The organism is Bermanella marisrubri (assembly GCF_012295615.1).
Lineage (GTDB): Bacteria > Pseudomonadota > Gammaproteobacteria > Pseudomonadales > Oceanobacteraceae > Bermanella > Bermanella marisrubri.
This window is the reverse complement of sequence record NZ_CP051183.1, coordinates 2,006,322-2,025,327: the sequence shown is the minus strand read 5'-3', so window position 1 is coordinate 2,025,327 and position 19,006 is coordinate 2,006,322. Positions and strand designations below refer to the sequence as shown.

The following is a 19,006-nucleotide window of genomic DNA, read 5'->3' as shown; positions in this document are numbered from 1 at the left end:
GTGGTTCGTCTATATCAATTGAGTGGAAGGCGCTGAATTAACAAAGGTTTTGGTTATAAATAGATTCATTAATGCCAGCGCTCTAATGCATCCTTTAATACATTGAGTTTGATGGGTTTGGATAAAAAGTCGTTCATGCCACTGTCAAAGCATTGTTTTTGCTCTTTTTCTGTGGCGCCTGCGGTAAGGGCGATTATGGGCAAGTTTTTTAAATCTGGGTTTTTACGGATATTCTGGGTGGCGATAAAACCGTCCATCGTTGGCATTTGACAATCCATTAAGACGAGATCGTAATCTTGCTTATCCAATTGGCTTAAAGCTTCTTGGCCGTCTCCGCATAAATCGTATTGATAGCCTAAGCGCTTTAGCATTGTGCTTATGACTAATTGGTTGGTTTTATTGTCTTCGGCTACCAATATACGAATATTCTCTACCGGCTTATTAGACCTTATAGCACTGTCGTCATCGACTGAAACGGGCTTGATGCCGGCGTTTAAATGCAGATCGAAAATAAAGGTCGAGCCTTTGTCTACTTGGCTGTGCAAACGTATATTGCCGCCCATTAGTTGCACTAGTCGTTGACTAATTTGCAGTCCCAACCCGGTGCCGCCGTATTTACGTGTGGTTGAACTGTCTACCTGAGTGAAAGGTTTAAATAGTTGATCTTGCTTCTCTTCACTGATACCAATGCCTGAGTCCGAGACTTTAAACTCAAGCACTAAAGGCGTGGCTTGGCTTTGTCTGATGTCCAGCTTTACATATCCCTCGTGGGTAAACTTCAGGCTATTGCTGATTAAATTGAGTAGAACTTGTTTGATGCGCAGGGGATCGCCGTTTAAAAATTCAGGGATATTAGGATCTAAATTGATGTCAAATTGTAGGCCTTTGTCTTGCACCTGAGATATGAATAAGCCTTCGAGATCGTCGCATAGTGTGGGCAATGAAAAATCAATACTTTCAAGTTCCAGTTTACCGGCTTCTATCTTAGAGAAATCCAAGATGTCATTAATTATCGCAAGTAACGCTTCCCCACTATGGCGAATGGTTTTAATGAATTCTAATTGATTCTCGTTGAGCTGTGTTTGCGCCAAAATATCGGTGAGGCCCAATATTCCATTAAGAGGGGTACGGATTTCATGGCTCATGTGAGCCAAGAACTGGGATTTTGCTTCGTTTGCTGCGGCTGCGGTCATAGACTCTTGTTCAGCTAACATGATTTGTTTCTGCAGGTCTGCGGCACGACGAATGTCACGGTAAGAGCGCAGCGCATTTAATAGAGCCATTCTCAGTTTATGTGCCGTAATATCCGTTTTACTGAGATAGTCATTAATATCGTAATCTTGGAAGACGCTTTCTTCAGGAGCCGCCCCAGGTTGGCCAGTACGGATAAGTAAGCGTATCTCATTATTGTTGTGTTCTTCGCGGATGAAGTTAACCAAATCCAATCCAGCGTTGTCAGTTTCCATGACGACATCAACAAGAGCAACGGCCACATTATCGTGGGTTGCAATGTAATACTTGGCTTCTTTAGCACTTAGGGCGCTAGCTAGACGAATGGGGGAGCCTTCGAAGGTAAAGCCCCTTAACACCATTTTGGTAAGTTGGTGAACATACTCGTCATCGTCAACTACTAAAACCAAATACTCTTGTTCGGGCTTTTTGTAAGAGGGTTTAGGCGCATCATGCTGGCTTTCATCATCCTGGAAAAGAAGTTCATTTCCCGCGACCATCACTGCTCCTAAATCTTAATCCTTTTCTCAGTATAGCTTTTTGCAGTAAAAAGAATAAGAGTGGCATAGGCCTGAAAGCTATAAAAATCGGAGAAAACAGGCAGATAGGGCCTGAAATCCCAAATCTGCCACTTACAAGTAAGACAATAGTATTAGGTTTGAGCGTCTGTTCGACTTTTCGCGTCACTATCGTCGTGATCTTCATCTTTGCCAATATCGGCGATGTCACGCAGACGCTCTAATACTTTGTAATTGATACTGCCTCGTGGGAAGCGACCTTTTTTATTGATTTGACCGGCTTTTTTATCCATTAATATCTCTAAAGCTTGATCAATGTTGGCGATGCCATATATGTGAAATTCCCCAGCTTCAACTGCATCACAAACTTCGCGCTTTAACACCAAATGCTTCACATTAGATGCTGGGATGAGCACTCCTTGCTTACCATTCAAGCCGCGTGCTTTACAGATAGAAAAGAAGCCTTCGATTTTTTCATTAATTCCGCCAACTGCTTGTACTTCACCATATTGACTTAAGGACCCTGTGACGGCCAAGCTTTGGTGGATTGGAACGTGGGCTAGGGCGCTAATTAGTGCACAGGCTTCTGCTAGCGAGGCGCTGTCACCGTCCACGTGGCCATAACTCTGTTCCATGGCAATTGAGGCGCTGACTTCAAGTGGAAACTCTTGCGCATAAGTATGGCCAAGGTAGCCGGTAAGGATCATCACGCCTTTGGTATGAATGTTTTGACCAAGATTGGCCTCGCGCTCGATGTCAACAATGCCGCGCCCTCCAGGATACACTGTGGCACTTATTCGTGCAGGTGCGCCAAAACTGCTGTCACCAATAGATAAAACAGTTAAGCCGTTGATTTTACCGATGGCTTCGCCATCTGTGTCGATTAGAATTGTGCCATCAATGATGTCGTCTTGGATTTCTTTTTGAATACGACCACTGCGTTGTTCTTTTGCATCCAGCGCTCGGCTAATGTGCTGTGCGTTAATGTACTTATCCTTCGCCATATCGCGAATGAATTCAGCTTCGGCTAACAATTCAAATAAATCCCCGATGCGTGCGCTAAGGTGGCGTTTGTCTTCCGCCAGGCGAGCGCTGTGTTCTATTAATCTTTGTACGCCCAGATTTTCGATTGCAGCATAGCCTTTTTCCTCACACCGGCTTTGCAATAGGCGGGCAAATGCGAGCATGTGTTCTTCAGAGCGTGGCAAATGATCATCGAAGTCCACTAAGACGCGAAACATTTCATTGAAGTCGTCATCTAAGTCTTGCAGTAAGTAATACGTACTACGTGAACCAATCAAAATAATTTTCACGTCCAGTTCGATTAACTCTGGGATCAGCGTGGTGGTGCTAATAATGCCCATTTCGCTGTACGGACTCTCGATTTTTAATTCGCGCGAGGATAGAGCGCGTTTGAGAGCATCCCAGACGAATGGTTCGTACAATAGCTTTTCAGCATCAACAATAAGGTATCCGCCGTTTGCTCGATGCAGAGCCCCTGGACAGATTTTACGGTAGTGAGTTACTAAAGCGCCTTGCTCGCTGGTGTATTCAATGCGACCGAACAAATTGGCGTAATTGGGGTGGCTTTCGTAGACCACTGGCGCGCCAGCGTCTGCACTGCGGCTGACAATTAAGTTTGGTACATAGGTTTCTTCTAAAAATAAACGCTTGGCGCTGTCTTCGCGACTTTCGAGCAAGCGATCTTCGGTCAGCTCAGAGATAACTGTGCGATGAAGGTTGTGCTTCATCTGCTTCAGATACTCCAGAACATCTTTTAAATCTTGATATTTTTCTTCCAATGGATGAAACAAGGGTTCAACGGATTCGTTAATCGTATCTTGATTCAGTTTTTTAAGTGTTTCTGTACTTTCCCTTTTCCATTGAGGCAAAGGAACAAGGGCGTCATTAAGCTGCGCTTCTAGTTCGTGAATGTTTTCGTGGAATGTTTCACGTTCTTCTTCACTTAATTGAGCGAATTCTGTTTCCTCCATGGCTTTGCCTTCTTTCATAGGCAAAAAGCTAATAGAAGTGGCGTCACGGTACATCGCGATGTTGCGCTTCAAGGCTGCTTGTTCGATGCCATCAATGACGCGGTCGTATTTATGATTAAACTCGCGATCAATTAAGCTCTTCTTTTGCTGGTATGTTGGGTGTTCAAATGCAGCGGGGAAGGTGGTCAATAGTTGGTCGACTAGCTCTTCCATATCTTTTTTGAATTTCTGACCCTGACCAGCAGATAGTTCCAGTTTTTTGGGTTCGCGGTTGTTATCGAAGTTATTGACGTAGGCCCAGTCACTTGGACTCTCTTGGCGTTTTGCCTCACTTTTTAAATACTCCGTCACGTAGGAGCTTCGGCCTGTGCCAGAGTCTCCCATTACATAGACATTGTATCCCGGACGATTCATAGCGACGCCAAACTGAATAGCGCTTACTGCTCGGTCTTGGCCAAGGACACCATTAAAGGCACTGAGTTCGTCACTGGTTTTGAAAGGTAGAGCTTGTTCTGGGATATGAATACTTAGTTCATCAACTGGAAGTGGCGTATGTGTCTGTCTACTCATTAACTGCATTTCTCCTTGAATATGCAAGCAACACTATTTTGATTTTTGTTTTCGGGCAAGCCCTGGCGCGGTTAAACCAGATAAAAAAAGGATAAGTGGATAAATTGCGCCCAATTTCACTGATTAATTTGAATAATTAAAGATGATCGGTCATAATAAATAACATAAATTAACCACAACAAAAAAAGGAGAGTCTATGGGAGTGCAATTAGAGGATCGTACGACCATCGATATGTTCAATGCCCGTGCAAAGGGGCGCCCAAGGTCCAATCCGTATCCCAGAGATGTGCAAATTCGAATCAATAAGCGTTTGCAGCGAGAGCGTGATCGCGACAAGGGCATGCGTCGCATGGAGGTGAAAATTCCAAATGCTTTGGTGGAAAAGTTGGATGAATTCGCCAAGGAGCAAGCTTGTACTAGAACCGAGGCGGTAGAGTTGGGTTTGAATGCTTGGTTTGAAATGTTAGAGAGTGCTGCAGCTCGCAATACAGATAGTACAGATATTGCGCACTTGTCTGATGGTTCGTCTGAAATCGAAGAGTAATGCTTTAAAGAATTGTGGCTGTGTCTCCAGCGCAATGGCATCCTGAGTGAAGTGGTTAATGCTCAGGGTGCCTTTTTTGTTTTCATGAAAACATGAAAAATGCTCGCTACAGTTGCTTAACGAGTTTTGCTAATATAATTCTCGAACGTTTTTGAGAATAACATTAGTGACAAATAATCAAACGACCCATAGTCCTTTATTAGATCTTTCAGTTTACCCTCATCGACAGTCTCTCTATGAAGAACTGCATACTCGTCCGAGTCCGATAGTTCACTTACCTTGTTATGTCACGCATTTGGCTCTGATTCGTAAGGAAAACGTTTCGCAAACAGAAGTCGAGTTAATTACAGCGCTATGTCAGCGCTTTTCGGTGAATCCACCTGCACCTGATGCATCTTGTTTTTATCAAAGCTTTGGTGGCTTCGAATTTCGTTGGGAGCGCCATACGGAATTTTCCACTTATACATTCATCCGCCCCAAGGAAGAAAAAGATAATCCAGAATTTGGTTTGAGTTATGTTCCCAAGGAGTGGCTAAACCAACTGCCAGGGGAGTTGGTGGTGGCAGTAAATATGTTAGTAACTGACGAGCCTATTGAAGAGGATTATTCCAATCATTTTTTTGAAGGTCAGCGACCCTGTGGTTCGAGTGTCGCCAACGGCAAGGCACAAGTTTTAACCAGTTTTCGTTTGCACAGTGATAGTTTCGGGCGTTTTTGGGTAAGTGCAAAGCAGTTAAATGCTTATCAAACCGGTCGCTTGGTGCAACGTCTGTTGGAATTAGAAACCTACCGCTTAACGGCATTAATGGGTTTGCCGGTAGCGCGGGATTTAGCCCCTGAGGTTTCTCAAATGGAGTCTGAATTGGCCCACTTGAATCAGTGTATTGCTGAAATTAAAGAAGAGCGAGAAGAGAGGCAGCTATTAAAGCAGCTATCAACGATAGCCGCGCGTATCGAGCAGTTACGAAGTGATACAAATTATCGTTTTGCTGCAACGAATGCTTATCATGCTTTGGTGCGAAAGCGCTTGGAGCAGGTGTATGAGCAAAAAATCAGCGGTATGCAAACTATGCGAGAATTTCTTGAACGCCGTTTAACGCCAGGTATCCGCACCTGCAATAGCTTAGCAGATCGTCTTGAGGATCTTAGTCGTCGCATTCATAGAGCGACTAGTCTGCTGAGGACTCGAGTTGAAGTGAGCATCGAAAGTCAAAACCAAAAGTTGTTAGTGTCTATGGATCGACGTTCCAGTCTGCAATTGAGATTGCAGCAAACAGTTGAAGGATTGTCTGTTGTTGCGATCGGTTATTATCTGCTTAGCTTGCTTGGCTACGGTTTCAAGGGTATGGAAGAAGCCGGATATCCCATTAGCGAACCAATAGCGACAGGTATCGCTATGCCTATTGTGTTGGGCTTGGTGTATTTGGCGATACGTCACCATATCAAGCGAATTGCAAAGCGGGAACGACACTCAGCTAGGAATTAATTCTAAAATCTTAGTCATAATTGGCACGTTGTTCGCAGAGTAGGTGGCAGACACCACCTAAATGGACAGAATTATGACTTCGTCAGTTGATCCAAAGCGTACACCTCACTTCACTAGCCAAAAAGTTGGCGATTATGACTGGCAAGCCTTGGCCAAGGGCTTGCCGGGCTGTCAAAATATTCGCGGTAAATTAGGCGAAAATATCCAGTTCCTCTCTCGTTTCATCAGTCATGAATCGCTTTATGGCGACAGTGAGGGTGCTAGAGAGCTGATAAAAGCCTTGTTGCTTCTTGAATCTGTAGACGCGCCGGTATCAACAAGCGTTATTAGTCAAACACGTAAATCCCTTGAGTATCTTACTGCCTATCGCGGCATGTTATATGAGGTAGGAGCGGATGCAGAATTATGCATGCGTTTCGACCAGTTGGTGCAGACCTTTCACTCATTACTATCGCTGCGCGACAAGGCTCGTCTGGGTTTGATGTGCTCATACGGACAGTTGAGTCAGCAATTAGATATAGCCAGTTAACAAGGCTTTTCACTGTGGCGTAACACATTGTTTTTGTTCCTTCCTTGATTGTTTCGCCACATCCTTTTATAAAGGCCAGCATACTTTTGTAAATGTGTGTAAATATTTATGTCTTGGCTTGCTGGTCTCTATCGAAATACGATCCTTTCTTACCCAAAAATCATTCTTGCATTGGTCTTTTTGATTGTGGGTTTGACTTTAGCAATAGGAGCACCTCGCTTTGAGCTGGATGCATCTGCAGAATCTTTGGTTTTGGAGAATGATCAAGATTTAGCCAATTATCGGATGGTGGCTGAGCGCTTTGGAAGCAGTGAATTTTTAATTGTTACGTTTGAACCAGAGTGGCCTCTATTTTCTGAATCTTCCTTAACGCTCTTAGAAGCCCTGCGAGACGAGCTGTTGAAGGTTGAAGGCATTGAATCCATTAATTCTATGCTCGACGTGCCATTGCTCGAGAACCCGCCTGTCCCCGTTTCCGAACTACTCGATAACATCAAGACGTTAGAGTCTCCTCAGGCTGACATTGGCCTTGCGAAAAAAGAGCTGTCTGAAAGCCCTTTGTATAAAGAAATGCTGCTCAATCTGGACGCTAACATAACGGCGATGCAACTAAATCTACCTTATGACGAAAAGCATAGGGCATTGACTAAGTCTCGTAAAAATCTGTGGGATAAGCGTGATGAGCAAGGTTTGAGCGCAAAAGAAAAGCAGTCATTGGCGTTGTTAAACCAGCAAATTGAAGATCTAAACGCCAAGAATGCTGAAAAGTTACATCAAACCATCGTCGAGATCCGTGGCATTCTAGAAAACTATGAATCCAAAGCGGAAATCTATTTGGGCGGCGTGCCCATGATTGCCGATGACATGATTACCTTTGTCGAAAATGACATGTACACCTTTGGTTTGGGTGTGTTCTTATTTTTAATTATAACGCTTCTGATTATTTTCCGTCGTGCACGTTGGGTTGTGATAGCGCTATCCGCTTGTACATTTACGCTCATGACCATGATTGGCCTTTTGGGTATTTTTGAATGGCAGGTGACGGTGATTAGTAGCAACTTTGCTAGCTTGTTACTCATTATGACCATGTCTATGTGTATCCACTTGATTGTGCGCTATCGAGAGGCACATGCACTAGAGCCAGATAAGTCACAGAAAGAGTTGGTGAAAACTGCGGTGGATCATATGTTCAAGCCTTGCTTGTACATGGCGTTAACCACTATGGTGGCGTTTAACTCGCTCATTTTCAGCGGTATTCGTCCAGTAATTGATTTTGGTTGGATGATGGCTACAGGCGTGTTCATGGCGCTTATTATTGTCTTTATTTTATTCCCTGTATTGGCATTGTTGGTAGGTAAGCAAAAAGAAGCCGCCAACGTAAAAACACATAGTCCAATCACCGATCTATTTGCTTGGGTAACTTTGCAGCACGGTAAAAAGCTGATCGGCTTTAATATCGTTTTGGCAGTATTGGCAGTACTTGGTATTTCAAAGTTGCAAGTGGAAAATAGTTTTATCGATTATTTCCATGAAGATACTGAAATTCACCAAGGCATGATTGTCGTCGACAAATATTTGGGTGGTACTACGCCTATGGACGTAATAATTGACTTTTCTCCAGCTAACGATGACTCCGATAAAAAGGTTTCCTCAAATAATGCATCATCAGATAGCATTGAAGAGTTTGATGATTTTGCCAGTGATTTTGAAAGCGATGGTTTTGGTGACGACTTTAATGACGGGTTTGGCGCTAGCGACGAAGACGAAACCAAATACTGGTTTACGCTTTCAAAAATGGAGCAAATTGAAGCGGTACATCGATATCTGGACAAACAACCTGAGATTGGCAAGGTCACGTCGTTAGCGACAATGATCGATGTTGCAGAAAGTATCAACGAAGCTCCGCTTGGCAGTGTGGAATTGGCTTTACTTTATAGCGTCATTCCGGATGAGTTTAAAGCGTTAGTGATTGATCCGTATGCAAGCCCAGATCACGATCAAGCTCGAATCAATATGCGTATATTGGATAGCCAACCTGACCTGAAGCGCGACGAACTATTAAAACGTATCCATACTGGACTGCAGGAAGAGCTCGGCTTAAGTGAAGACGAGTACATGGTGAGCGGTATGATGGTGCTGTATAACAATATGCTGCAAAGCCTATTTAAATCTCAAATCCTTACTTTGGGCGCGGTGTTCGTCGGTATCATGCTCATGTTCATGTTTTTATTTCAATCGTGGAAGCTTGCTGTGATTGCGATTGTCCCGAATCTATTGAGTGCAGCAACCGTCTTAGGCGTAATGGGGTGGGCAGGTATGCCGCTTGATATGATGACGATTACGATTGCTGCGATCGCTATTGGTATTGCAGTGGACGATACGATTCATTACATACATCGCTTTAAAGAAGAGTTTGTTGAGCATCGTAACTATGAAGAGGCCATTCGCCGTTGTCATGCATCGATCGGCAAGGCTGTATATTACACTTCGATTACTGTTATTGTTGGTTTCTCAATACTGGCTCTAAGTAACTTTATTCCAACGATTTACTTTGGCTTGTTAACGGGGTTGGCGATGTTGATTGCCTTGGTGTTGGTATTGACGTTATTACCAAGAATGATCCTGATGTTTAAACCACTTGGTGAAGAAAAAGAATAGCCACCGGCAAAAGATTGAACTGATTTCACGGTGTAAATCGTGAAGTGTTGAGGGGCAAAAAAAAGCGAGCATGTGCTCGCTGGTCCCAAGAATTGTTTTATAAAAATAATTCCCGTCATCCCCGACGCGCGAAGCGCTTTGATCGGGGATCCATTACAATCAAGTTTTATTGTTGCTGCGCCCATTTCTCAAGTTCAGACTCAAGCAACGATAGAGGCATAGGTCCCATCTCTAAAAGGTGGGTATGATAAGCTCTTTCGTCAAAACCAAAGCCGACAGTTTGCTTTGTTTGCTCTCGATATTGTTCTAACTTCAGTTTGCCAACCATGTAAGCCGTCGCTTGGCCTGGCATGACGAGATAGCGTTTTATAGCATTGATACTGTCTTGTTCACTGAAGGGTGTATTTTCTAAACGATAAGCTAACGCTTCCTCCAGCGTCCAGCCATAATGATGTAAGCCAGTATCTAATACGAGTCGCATTGCTCGCCATAAATTCATGAGTAGTCGCCCATATTCATTCCAAGGATTTTTAAATCCGCCTAGTTCTTTGCCAAGCTTCTCTGCGTAAAGTCCCCATCCTTCGCTATAGGCAGTAAAGTGTATATGTCGACGGAATGCAGGGATGTTTTTGCTCTGTTGTGCATAGATGATTTGTAAGTGATGCCCAGGCAGCGTTTCGTGATAGGTCAGTGCCTCGAATTGAAATTTAGGCATTTCATTGAGCTTGTTTAAATTCATATAGTAACGCCCAGGGCGACTACCGTCTTCGCTAGGAGATTGGTAAAAAGCGATGGGAGCACTGTCTTCTCTATAGGACTCAACGGGTCTTACTTCTATGCCAATATTTGGGATATTCAGGAACAGGTTGCCTAGTTGTGTATTGATTGTGCGAATATATTCCTTGGTGTCGCTGATCGCTTGTTTGCCATCGTTATAATAAATACCGTCATCAGTGCGTGTATATTTAAATAGTTCGTCTAGGGTGGTGAACCCTAATTGTGGTAACAAATCTGTTATTTCTTGGTGAATTACTTGGATTTGTTGCTTGCCCAATTGATGAAGCGTTTCTGCGTCCATGTTGGTAGTGGTGGCACTACGCAAAGCAAATTGATAATAAGCGTTACCGCCGTCGAACTGGCTAAAGCCAGTATCCAAGCTGGCATCAGCGAGTACTGTTTTGTAGTGTTTGATGAGAGATTGATAACCGCGTTTAAATCCACGCTGCAATGCACGCTTAAGGTCGGATTCGAGTACCTTTTCTGTAGATGTGTAGAGATTCAACTTGGCAATCTTTTCTTTAAAGGCAATCCAAATCATGTGCTCATCATCTGTTCGCTGGATTGGATAACCTTCTAGAATCTTTTCGCTGGCATTAATGACGGACTCCATGACAAATCGAGGGGGAATAATGCCTGCTTCCTCTCGTTGACGTATTTGCACAAGTAAATCATCAAAAAGATCCTCCACACCCCACACTCTACTGATAAAGTCTCTCGCATCTTTGATTGTATCTATGCGGTGGATGTTAATCAGAAAGTTAGGGATCTCGGTATGTAAACCAAACATTTGATTGAGAGGGTAGTTGTAAAGTCGATATTGATATCCCTCAATGGTCGTAGCGACTTGGTAGTCTAAAATGCGTAAACTTAGTTTCAGATCAGAAGGTAGCGCTTGCTCTTGAATGTCCATGATCTGTTGCTGAAACTTTAGAAGGTCGCGGTATTGGGACTCTTCAAACTCCAATGACAAGTCGTCCCATTGATCGTATTGCTGCTTTTGTCCTCGATAGGCCATCAGCATTGGGCTTGAGTCTTCGCGCCACAATTTGTATCGAGCCATAAGCTCACGCGTGTTTTGCTCCGCTTGCTGGATCTCTTGGCTGCTAAATTGCGGCTGAGCGTTCGTGATTTCGCTTTGCATTGGACACCCTGATAATAAGGTGGCGATACAAATTAGACCAATGCGGGAAAAGCTTCGTAACATAGTTAAACCTAGTGCTTTTTGTATTGTGCTTGAAACGAGAGTAAAAATTGTACCAGTTTTTCACTGGTTTGCTTATCACCTCTTGCAGCTATTAGGTGCGCGGCGGCCTCCAGTGTGCTCAAACCACCGATTATCTGGTTACGCCTTAGTGTGTAATAGCTGCGTTGAGGCGATATGTGTACTTTGGGAAGTTTGGCTAACCAAGGGCTTTGGCGTAATATTTTTTTGCTTTGCTGCCATGTGCTGTCGATCAATAGTAGTGGGCCAGGTGGAATAGATTGCTCAGGGTTTGGGTCATCAGATGGATATACCAACGTATGATTCGCTAGCTGCTGCGAAAGTGCATGATGCTGACGATGCCACACGTGATGTTCCATATCACAGCAGCGATAAAGAAGTCGCCCCGTGCTGTGCTGTTTTTCTCGCTCACGGGGGTGGAACAATATCGTGAGATTAGTATCCGATAAATCAGGTGCTAGCGAGCAAAGACACTTTGGCAAAGGCAGTGTGCAGGCAATGCAATGGGCGCTGTTTGTCAATGTGTCGGTGTTCAGGTCTTCCATATTGGGGTAAAACCCATTAACGTTGAAAACGCGTACTTTACCGAGTTATTAGGATGATGAAAATTCGATTGTTAACGATTGTTTTACTGAGTGTGTTTTGCTTGCAAAGTCATGGGTTCCAATTGAATCCGCAAGAGGGTGCAGAACGCATAGATTTTGATGCAACTCGAAAACAAAATCAGTGGGTAGTACTGGGTCAGCTCAAACGAATACAAGGTAATCTTATTGCTGAACAGGATGTGCGAGTGGATGGCAGAGTGACAAGTTGGATGTGGAAATGGCCATCGGGTTTGTCGGTTCAGGCAGCGTTCAACTACATTGTAGAGCAAGCTAAACCATCATCAACGACATTGTTTGAGTGTGAAGCACGTGGCTGCGGTATGAGCAATGACTTCGCGAATCAGGTTTTTTCGCAGCCACTTCTTTATGGTCGCGATAATGATCAGCTTTATTGGGTTGGATATAACCCTGATGCAGGTTTTGGGCGCATATGGTTGGTGTACACCAATGAACGCACCAATAAGGGTGTGCATTTGTTTGCCCAAAGAATCGACTTAGAGAGGGGACAAAAAGACCGTTTAAAGCCTTTTTTAACTCAGGGCCAATACCAGACTCTTTTCTCGCAAAAATATTTGATATTACAAACGCTCACTCCAGGTAAAGCTAGACTTAGTGAAGAAAATGTCCAGTGGTTAAAAGAGCTGTTGCAGGCGCATCCTATCAAGAGATTCGCGATCGTGGTGCATCGCTATGCTGAGGGCGATCCTCAATCGCTACTTGATCGCACTATAGACGAGGCTGGAGATCTACGTAAGCAACTGGCCGATGCTGGAGGCTTTGTGAAAAACGTGTACAGCCATGGTGCAGGTTCTCATCTGCCTAGGTCAGGACAGTCTTCAAGAATAGAGTTGGTGGAATTATCAGGTAAATGAAGGATATCGCATTAGTTTTAGGGAGTGGTGGTGCAAAAGGGTATGCACACATTGGGGTCATCAAGGCGCTTGAGGAGAAAGGTTACCGAATATCTGGTGTTGCTGGTTGCTCCATGGGAGCTGTGGTAGGTGGCTTTTATGCCGCTGGTTTGCTCGATGAATATGAAGAATGGGCTCGCTCGCTCACTTATCTTGAAGTGCTTAAACTAGTCGATTTAAGCTTTTTAAGTGATGGTGCGATTCGTGGCGATAAGCTCTTTAATCACCTAGCTCAAATGCTAAATGGCATTGAAATTCAGGATCTTAAAATGCCATTTACAGCAGTTGCAACGGACTTGACTGGCCAAAAAGAAATTTGGTTTAGTCAAGGAGTTCTCTCTGATGCATTACGGGCATCAACTGCGATTCCGTCTTTACTCCAACCGGTAATTCGGGGTAATAGAGTTCTGGTGGACGGTGCGGTTTTGAATCCTTTGCCCATTGCCCCCGTGGTTGGTATTCACGCCGATGCGATCATTGCTGTCGACCTGAGTGCCGAAGTCCCTATGCCAGGTGGTAAACGAAAGGAGAATGAAGAAGCGTTGGCGCAGCACGAAGTCGAAAAGCTTAATTGGTTCGCACAGATGAAACTGAAAGCACTCAAGATGTTTGAGAAGACAGACAATGAAGAAGATACGGAGGTAGCATTAACCGAAAACTTGGGTAAATTGGGCGTCATTTATCAAATGTTCGAGACGATGCAGGCATCATTGGTGCAATATAAAATTGCAGGTTATCGTCCAGACTTACTTATACGCATGCCAAAGAATTCTATACGTTTTTATGAGTTCTATCGGGCCGAAGAGCAAATCGACCTAGGGTATAAAGTTGCCATGCGGGCCATTGAAGGGTATGAGCGAGGTGAGTCGAATACCTATGGTCAGTTGTAATTTCGCGTTATCATTGGCTTTTTGTCAGAGCTAAATTATGTCTCATTATCAAGAAGCTATTGAAGAGCTTCATTCCATTATTGATTGGGTTCGCTTTTCCGCTAGTGAGTTTGAGCGTCATGGTTTGTTTTATGGGCATGGGACAGACAATCCATGGGATGAGGCGATTTCTTTGGTTACGCATTGCTTGAATATGCCTCCGCAGGTGACCTCCGAACAAGCTCAATGCCGGCTAATTACTGATGAAAAACTGTCTATTGCTAAATTACTTCATCGTCGCATCCTCGAACGTAAACCCCTCGCTTATCTGACTAACCAAGCATTTTTTGCGGGTATGCCTTTCTATGTGGATGAGAGAGTACTGGTACCAAGATCGCCGCTGGCTGAAATGATCGAACATCGCTTTGCACCATGGAATAAAATCGAAGAACCTCAGCGTATTTTAGATTTGTGCTGTGGTAGTGGCTGCATCGGCATCGCCTCATTGCAAGCATTCCCGGATGCTCAGTTAGATTTAGCCGACTTAAGTCGAGATGCATTGGATGTGGCAGAGATTAATATTGATCATCATGGCTTGTGGCAGCAGGTAGCCGCCATTCAATCTGATTTATTTAATGAGTTACAGCCTGGTTATGACCTGATTGTGAGTAACCCACCGTATGTGGACGAAGAAGATCTGTCGGCCATGCCTGATGAATATCAGCACGAACCTGCCATGGGCTTGGGCAGCGGCGTAGATGGATTAGATATCACCCGGAAAATACTCGCTCAAGCGGCAGACTATCTCAATGATGGCGGGTTATTAGTCGTCGAAGTGGGTAACTCATGCGTACACTTGGATGAAGCTTTCCCTGAGGTGGCCTTTAATTGGGTGGAATTTGAACGCGGTGGTCATGGTGTATTCGTCATGACAAAAGAAGAATTGCAGCAGAATCGTGCTCACTTCTGTGTATAATAGCGCCAATTTGATTCATTTTAACGAGAAGCAGTGTATCCATGTCGGGTAATACGTTTGGAAAACTATTTTCTATCACCACATTTGGCGAAAGCCACGGTAAAGCCCTTGGCTGTATTCTAGATGGTTGTCCTCCTGGAATTGAAATTACTGAGGAAGAGATTCAAAAAGAATTGGATCTACGTAAACCGGGTACGTCACGCTATACCACTCAGCGTCGTGAGCCAGATCAAGTCAAAATCTTGAGTGGTGTTTTCGAGGGCAAAACCACGGGTACACCCATTGGTATGCTGATCGAAAATACAGATCAACGCTCTAAAGATTACGGCGATATTGCGCAAAAATTTCGTCCCGCTCATGCCGACTATGGCTATACACAGAAGTATGGCTTCCGCGATTATCGCGGCGGTGGTCGTTCGAGTGCTCGTGAAACCGCTATGCGTGTTGCCGCTGGTGCGATTGCCAAAAAGTTCTTAGCGTCCAAAGGAATTCAAGTTCGGGGTTATTTGTCTCAGCTAGGCCCAATCAAGGCGGAACAGTTTGATTGGAATCAAGTACACCAAAATCCTTTCTTTTGTCCAGATGAAAGTAAAGTGTCGGAAATGGAAGATTATATGAATGCTCTTCGTAAAGAAGGGGATTCCATTGGCGCAAAAATTTCTGTGGTCGCGTCTGGTTTGCAGCCAGGTTTAGGCGAGCCGATTTTTGATCGATTAGATGCGGACTTAGCTCATGCATTGATGAGCATCAACGCAGTGAAAGGGGTTGAGATTGGTGATGGGTTTGACGTCATTGAGCAAAAAGGCAGTGAACACCGTGATGAAATGACGCCTGAGGGCTTTTTATCCAATCATGCCGGTGGTGTGATTGGCGGTATCAGCAGCGGCCAAGACATCGTTGCGCACATTGCGTTAAAACCAACATCAAGTATTACTGTGCCAGGTAAAACCATCGATATCGGAGGTAATGCAACAGATTTGATCACCAAGGGCCGCCATGATCCTTGTGTGGGCATTCGTGCGACGCCCATCGCAGAAGCCATGATGGCCATTGTATTAGCTGATCACTATCTGCGTCATCGCGGTCAAAACGCTGATGTAGAGTGCTCTACACCAGTAATCCCAGGCCAAGCTTAATTCATAATAAAACGCCCAATATTATTTGGGCGTTTTTCATTGAGTATCATCATCATTATGCTGACGGTTCCCAATGTGCCTTACTGGCGCCTTTCTTCTTTTTACTTTTTCTATTTTGCACTACTTGGCTGCATCTCTCCTTATTGGGGCCTTTTTCTGGATGAGCGGGGCTTCACTGCTCAACAAATTGGCGAGCTTATGGCCTTGTTTGGTTTGGTGCGCATCATCGCGCCCAACGTATGGGGCTGGTTAGGCGACATGAGTGGGCGGCGGATGCCGCTGCTGCGTCTAGGTACTGCCGTATGTTTTTTAATCTTTATGAATATTTTCTGGGTCGATGGCTTTATGGCTATGGCCACAATCATGATTGGATACGGCTTTTTCTGGGCTGCCGTGTTGCCTCAGTTTGAAGTGATTACGCTGAATTATTTGCAAACACAAACCGATCATTACTCCAAAATTCGAATTTGGGGATCCATCGGTTTTGCGGTTTTTGTTTTGGTGTTGGGTTGGGTGTTTGACCATATCAGTGTGGCAAACTTGCCAGTATTTATGTTGATTCTATTGGCTGCCATTTTCGTTAGTAGTCTCACCGTACAGGGCCGTTTTCAGGTTGGCGAGCACGATGAAACAAATGGATTTTTATTCCTTGTTAAACATCCTGCGGTGTTTGCTTTCCTATTGGCTGGTTTCCTGATGCAGATGAGTCATGGCGCCTATTACACTTTTTTCAGTTTGTTTTTGGAAAAGCAGGGCTATTCGAAATCCATGATTGGTTTTTTATGGGCGTTGGGTGTCGTCGCAGAAGTATTAATCTTTTTAGTCGCTCACCGTTTGTTTGCTCATGTGAATTACAAAACCGTGCTTATTGTTAGTTTGTTGCTGGCAGCTATACGTTGGTGGTTTATTGGTAACTTCTCTGATGTGTTGTGGTTGCTGCTGATTATGCAACTACTACATGCCGCAACGTTCGGAACCATGCATGCTGTGTCGATGTATTACGTACATCGGTTTTTCAAGGGTCGTCACCAAGGCCAAGGGCAGGCGCTTTTTTCCAGTGTGACGTATGGAGCCGGTGGTGCCTTGGGCGCTTGGATTGCAGGTCATGTTTGGGGTTGGGATCAAGGTGTTAGCATGTTCGAACTTGCGGCATTAAGTGCGTTGCTGGGCGCTGCGATTGCATGGTTTGGGATTCGTCGATGATGTAATTTTCGCATGTTGCGGTGATATGTGGACATTAGCTGCCTCACGAAAACGTACATTAAGCACTTTTTAGAATCCTTGCTAAGCTCTATAGAGGTCATGCGGGAGAATATCATGAAATGGGCTGATCTAGGGCTTCGAAAAAAACTCATCGTACCAATAGCGGTTTTAGGTGCTTTGCTATTGGCGGTGTCTTCATTGTTGATGCTGACCACTGAAAAGCTGGTGAGTGATTTTTCTTCAATTAATGAAAATTATATTCCAGCAATCGAATTGGTTCTTAATGCGGATCGAGATTTGTATCAAGCCCAAATCGCCGAGCGCAGCATGGCAATGGGCGCGTCTATTGAACAGTTTCGCGGTACACATAAAGAGAACCTGGATCAGGTCGCCAATAGAATTGCGCAAATCTCTCGAATGGAAGTCAATCAAGAGAGCAGGGGTTTGGCCAACGAGTTCCTACAGGAATTTGGTGAATGGCGGCCAAAGTCTGAAGGACTAGTTACAGATCTATCAGAAGGTACCATTACTCAAGCGCAGGCGAAAAAGGCAAGTCTTACCTATCTTGATCAGGAATTTGAAGGTATTCGCGACACGCTCGATAAGTTAGGAGATAAATTAGGTAAAAAAGCATCTTCCCTGCAGCGAAAATCTCTCGAAACCAAAAGCATCGTGATGTTTAAAGCAGCGATGCTAGTGTTATTGGCGCTGGCGGTGACCGTGGCTATCGCCGTTTTCTTCCCTCGAATCATCGTACGACCGCTCATTAGAGTGACATCAGTGCTTGATGAGTTGGCATCTGGTAAAGGAGATCTCACGAAAAGACTCCCAGTGACGGGGAAGGATGAAGTTGGCTCTATGGCGACAAGTTTTAATCACTTTATGGGCGGATTAAATGGCTTGATCAAACAAACTCAAAATGTCTCTCAAGAAGTTGAGCATGCAGGGCAAGACCTAGCATCAGGCGTTGCTAGTGTGAAAGATGTGAGTGATCAATATGTTCATTCTATGGATATGGTCTCGACGGCCAATCAAGAGATGGGGGCAGCTATTCAAGAAGTTTCAAGTAATAGTCAGCAGGTTTCCTCTGATGCTAAGGAGGCGGATGCGTTAATTAAGCAGGTTGCCACGGAGTATCAGCGCGCAATGCAGGAAATTCGAAATTTGGCGAAAGGCGTGCAGGACTCGGCTGATATTATTCAAGAGTTGGAGAAACAAACAACTAACATAGAGTCTATGTTGGGGGTGATACAGGGAATCGCTGAACAAACTAATTTATTGGCGCTGAATGCTGCCATTGAAGCAGCGAGGGCAGGGGAGCAAGGCCGCGGATTTGCAGTAGTGGCTGACGAGGTCAGAAGTCTTGCTGGTCGTACTCAGGAAACGACGTCAGACATTAACGATATAATCGAAAAGCTTCGCAATGGTGTTGAACGAGCAGTGGAGTCAATGGAGCAGGGTGGGCAAACTGCAGATAGAACCGTAGAGCAATCATTAAAAAGTCGTGATGATATCGAAAATGTCTCACAAGTTTTAATATCTATGACTGATCGAATTTTGCAGATTGCTTCGGCGATTGAAGAGCAAACATCCGTTATTGATGAAATAAATGGTAATTTATCTCAGGCAAAAGAATTGAGTGAGAGTGGTCGTCAAGGTACCAGTATTATTGGTTCTGCAGTCGATGGTCTAAATAAACAAGCTAAGATTCTGCGGGATCGCACTGGCAGCTTTAAAGTTGATTAAAGCTGCCAATTTGATGTGCGTGCAGTGAT

General features: G+C 44.4%; 14 protein-coding genes. 10 read left to right on the top strand and 4 right to left on the bottom strand.

Annotation, left to right across the window (positions count from 1 at the left end; translation table 11 throughout):
• Positions 1-68 precede the first annotated feature (68 nt).
• Both HF888_RS09315 and HF888_RS09310 read right to left on the bottom strand, forming a co-directional pair.
• Complete coding sequence (locus HF888_RS09315; protein WP_007017049.1) at positions 69-1,730, bottom strand: response regulator; 1,662 nt, start codon at positions 1,728-1,730, stop codon at positions 69-71.
• A 152-nt stretch (positions 1,731-1,882) separates the two neighbouring features.
• On the bottom strand, positions 1,883-4,312 hold the full coding sequence (locus HF888_RS09310) for a Lon protease family protein (RefSeq protein WP_007017048.1): 2,430 nt from the start codon (positions 4,310-4,312) through the stop codon (positions 1,883-1,885).
• Between the two features lie 196 nt (positions 4,313-4,508).
• Between HF888_RS09310 and ybfE the strand changes: the two genes are divergently transcribed.
• From ybfE to HF888_RS09290, 4 genes are all read left to right on the top strand, one after another.
• The gene (ybfE, locus tag HF888_RS09305; RefSeq protein ID WP_007017047.1) at positions 4,509-4,856 is read left to right on the top strand and encodes a LexA regulated protein; all 348 of its coding nucleotides are present in this window, start codon (positions 4,509-4,511) and stop codon (positions 4,854-4,856) included.
• A 166-nt stretch (positions 4,857-5,022) separates the two neighbouring features.
• Positions 5,023-6,342, top strand: a complete 1,320-nt coding sequence (locus HF888_RS09300; protein ID WP_007017046.1) for a DUF3422 family protein — start codon at positions 5,023-5,025, stop codon at positions 6,340-6,342.
• Between the two features lie 73 nt (positions 6,343-6,415).
• Positions 6,416-6,871 (top strand): hypothetical protein, encoded by a 456-nt coding sequence (locus tag HF888_RS09295; protein ID WP_007017045.1) that lies wholly within the window; start codon positions 6,416-6,418, stop codon positions 6,869-6,871.
• 108 nt (positions 6,872-6,979) lie between these two features.
• Positions 6,980-9,529, top strand: a complete 2,550-nt coding sequence (locus HF888_RS09290) for an efflux RND transporter permease subunit (protein WP_007017044.1) — start codon at positions 6,980-6,982, stop codon at positions 9,527-9,529.
• Positions 9,530-9,695: 166 nt separating this feature from the next.
• Here HF888_RS09290 and HF888_RS09285 read toward each other — a convergent pair whose 3' ends face one another.
• Together HF888_RS09285 and HF888_RS09280 are read right to left on the bottom strand one after the other, a co-directional pair.
• A complete protein-coding gene (locus HF888_RS09285) occupies positions 9,696-11,450 on the bottom strand; it encodes a DUF885 domain-containing protein (RefSeq protein ID WP_165837012.1) in 1,755 nt (584 codons plus the stop codon).
• A gap of 71 nt (positions 11,451-11,521) precedes the next feature.
• Positions 11,522-12,076: a tRNA-uridine aminocarboxypropyltransferase gene (locus HF888_RS09280; protein WP_083771881.1), complete on the bottom strand. Its 555-nt coding sequence runs from the start codon at positions 12,074-12,076 to the stop codon at positions 11,522-11,524.
• A gap of 53 nt (positions 12,077-12,129) precedes the next feature.
• Between HF888_RS09280 and HF888_RS09275 the strand changes: the two genes are divergently transcribed.
• The 6 genes from HF888_RS09275 to HF888_RS09250 all read left to right on the top strand — a co-directional run bounded on the left by HF888_RS09275 (position 12,130) and on the right by HF888_RS09250 (position 18,977).
• A complete protein-coding gene (locus HF888_RS09275) occupies positions 12,130-13,008 on the top strand; it encodes a DUF4892 domain-containing protein (RefSeq protein WP_007017041.1) in 879 nt (292 codons plus the stop codon).
• On the top strand, positions 13,005-13,937 hold the full coding sequence (locus HF888_RS09270) for a patatin-like phospholipase family protein (RefSeq protein WP_007017040.1): 933 nt from the start codon (positions 13,005-13,007) through the stop codon (positions 13,935-13,937). Before HF888_RS09275 ends, HF888_RS09270 begins: the two co-directional genes overlap by 4 nt.
• A 37-nt stretch (positions 13,938-13,974) precedes the next feature.
• Complete coding sequence (gene prmB / locus HF888_RS09265; protein WP_007017039.1) at positions 13,975-14,892, top strand: 50S ribosomal protein L3 N(5)-glutamine methyltransferase; 918 nt, start codon at positions 13,975-13,977, stop codon at positions 14,890-14,892.
• A gap of 41 nt (positions 14,893-14,933) precedes the next feature.
• Positions 14,934-16,028, top strand: coding sequence for a chorismate synthase (aroC, locus tag HF888_RS09260; protein ID WP_007017038.1), 1,095 nt, complete (start codon positions 14,934-14,936; stop codon positions 16,026-16,028).
• 39 nt (positions 16,029-16,067) lie between these two features.
• On the top strand, positions 16,068-17,231 hold the full coding sequence (locus HF888_RS09255; protein ID WP_243469366.1) for an MFS transporter: 1,164 nt from the start codon (positions 16,068-16,070) through the stop codon (positions 17,229-17,231).
• 114 nt (positions 17,232-17,345) lie between these two features.
• Positions 17,346-18,977, top strand: a complete 1,632-nt coding sequence (locus tag HF888_RS09250; RefSeq protein WP_007017036.1) for a methyl-accepting chemotaxis protein — start codon at positions 17,346-17,348, stop codon at positions 18,975-18,977.
• Positions 18,978-19,006: the final 29 nt, after the last annotated feature.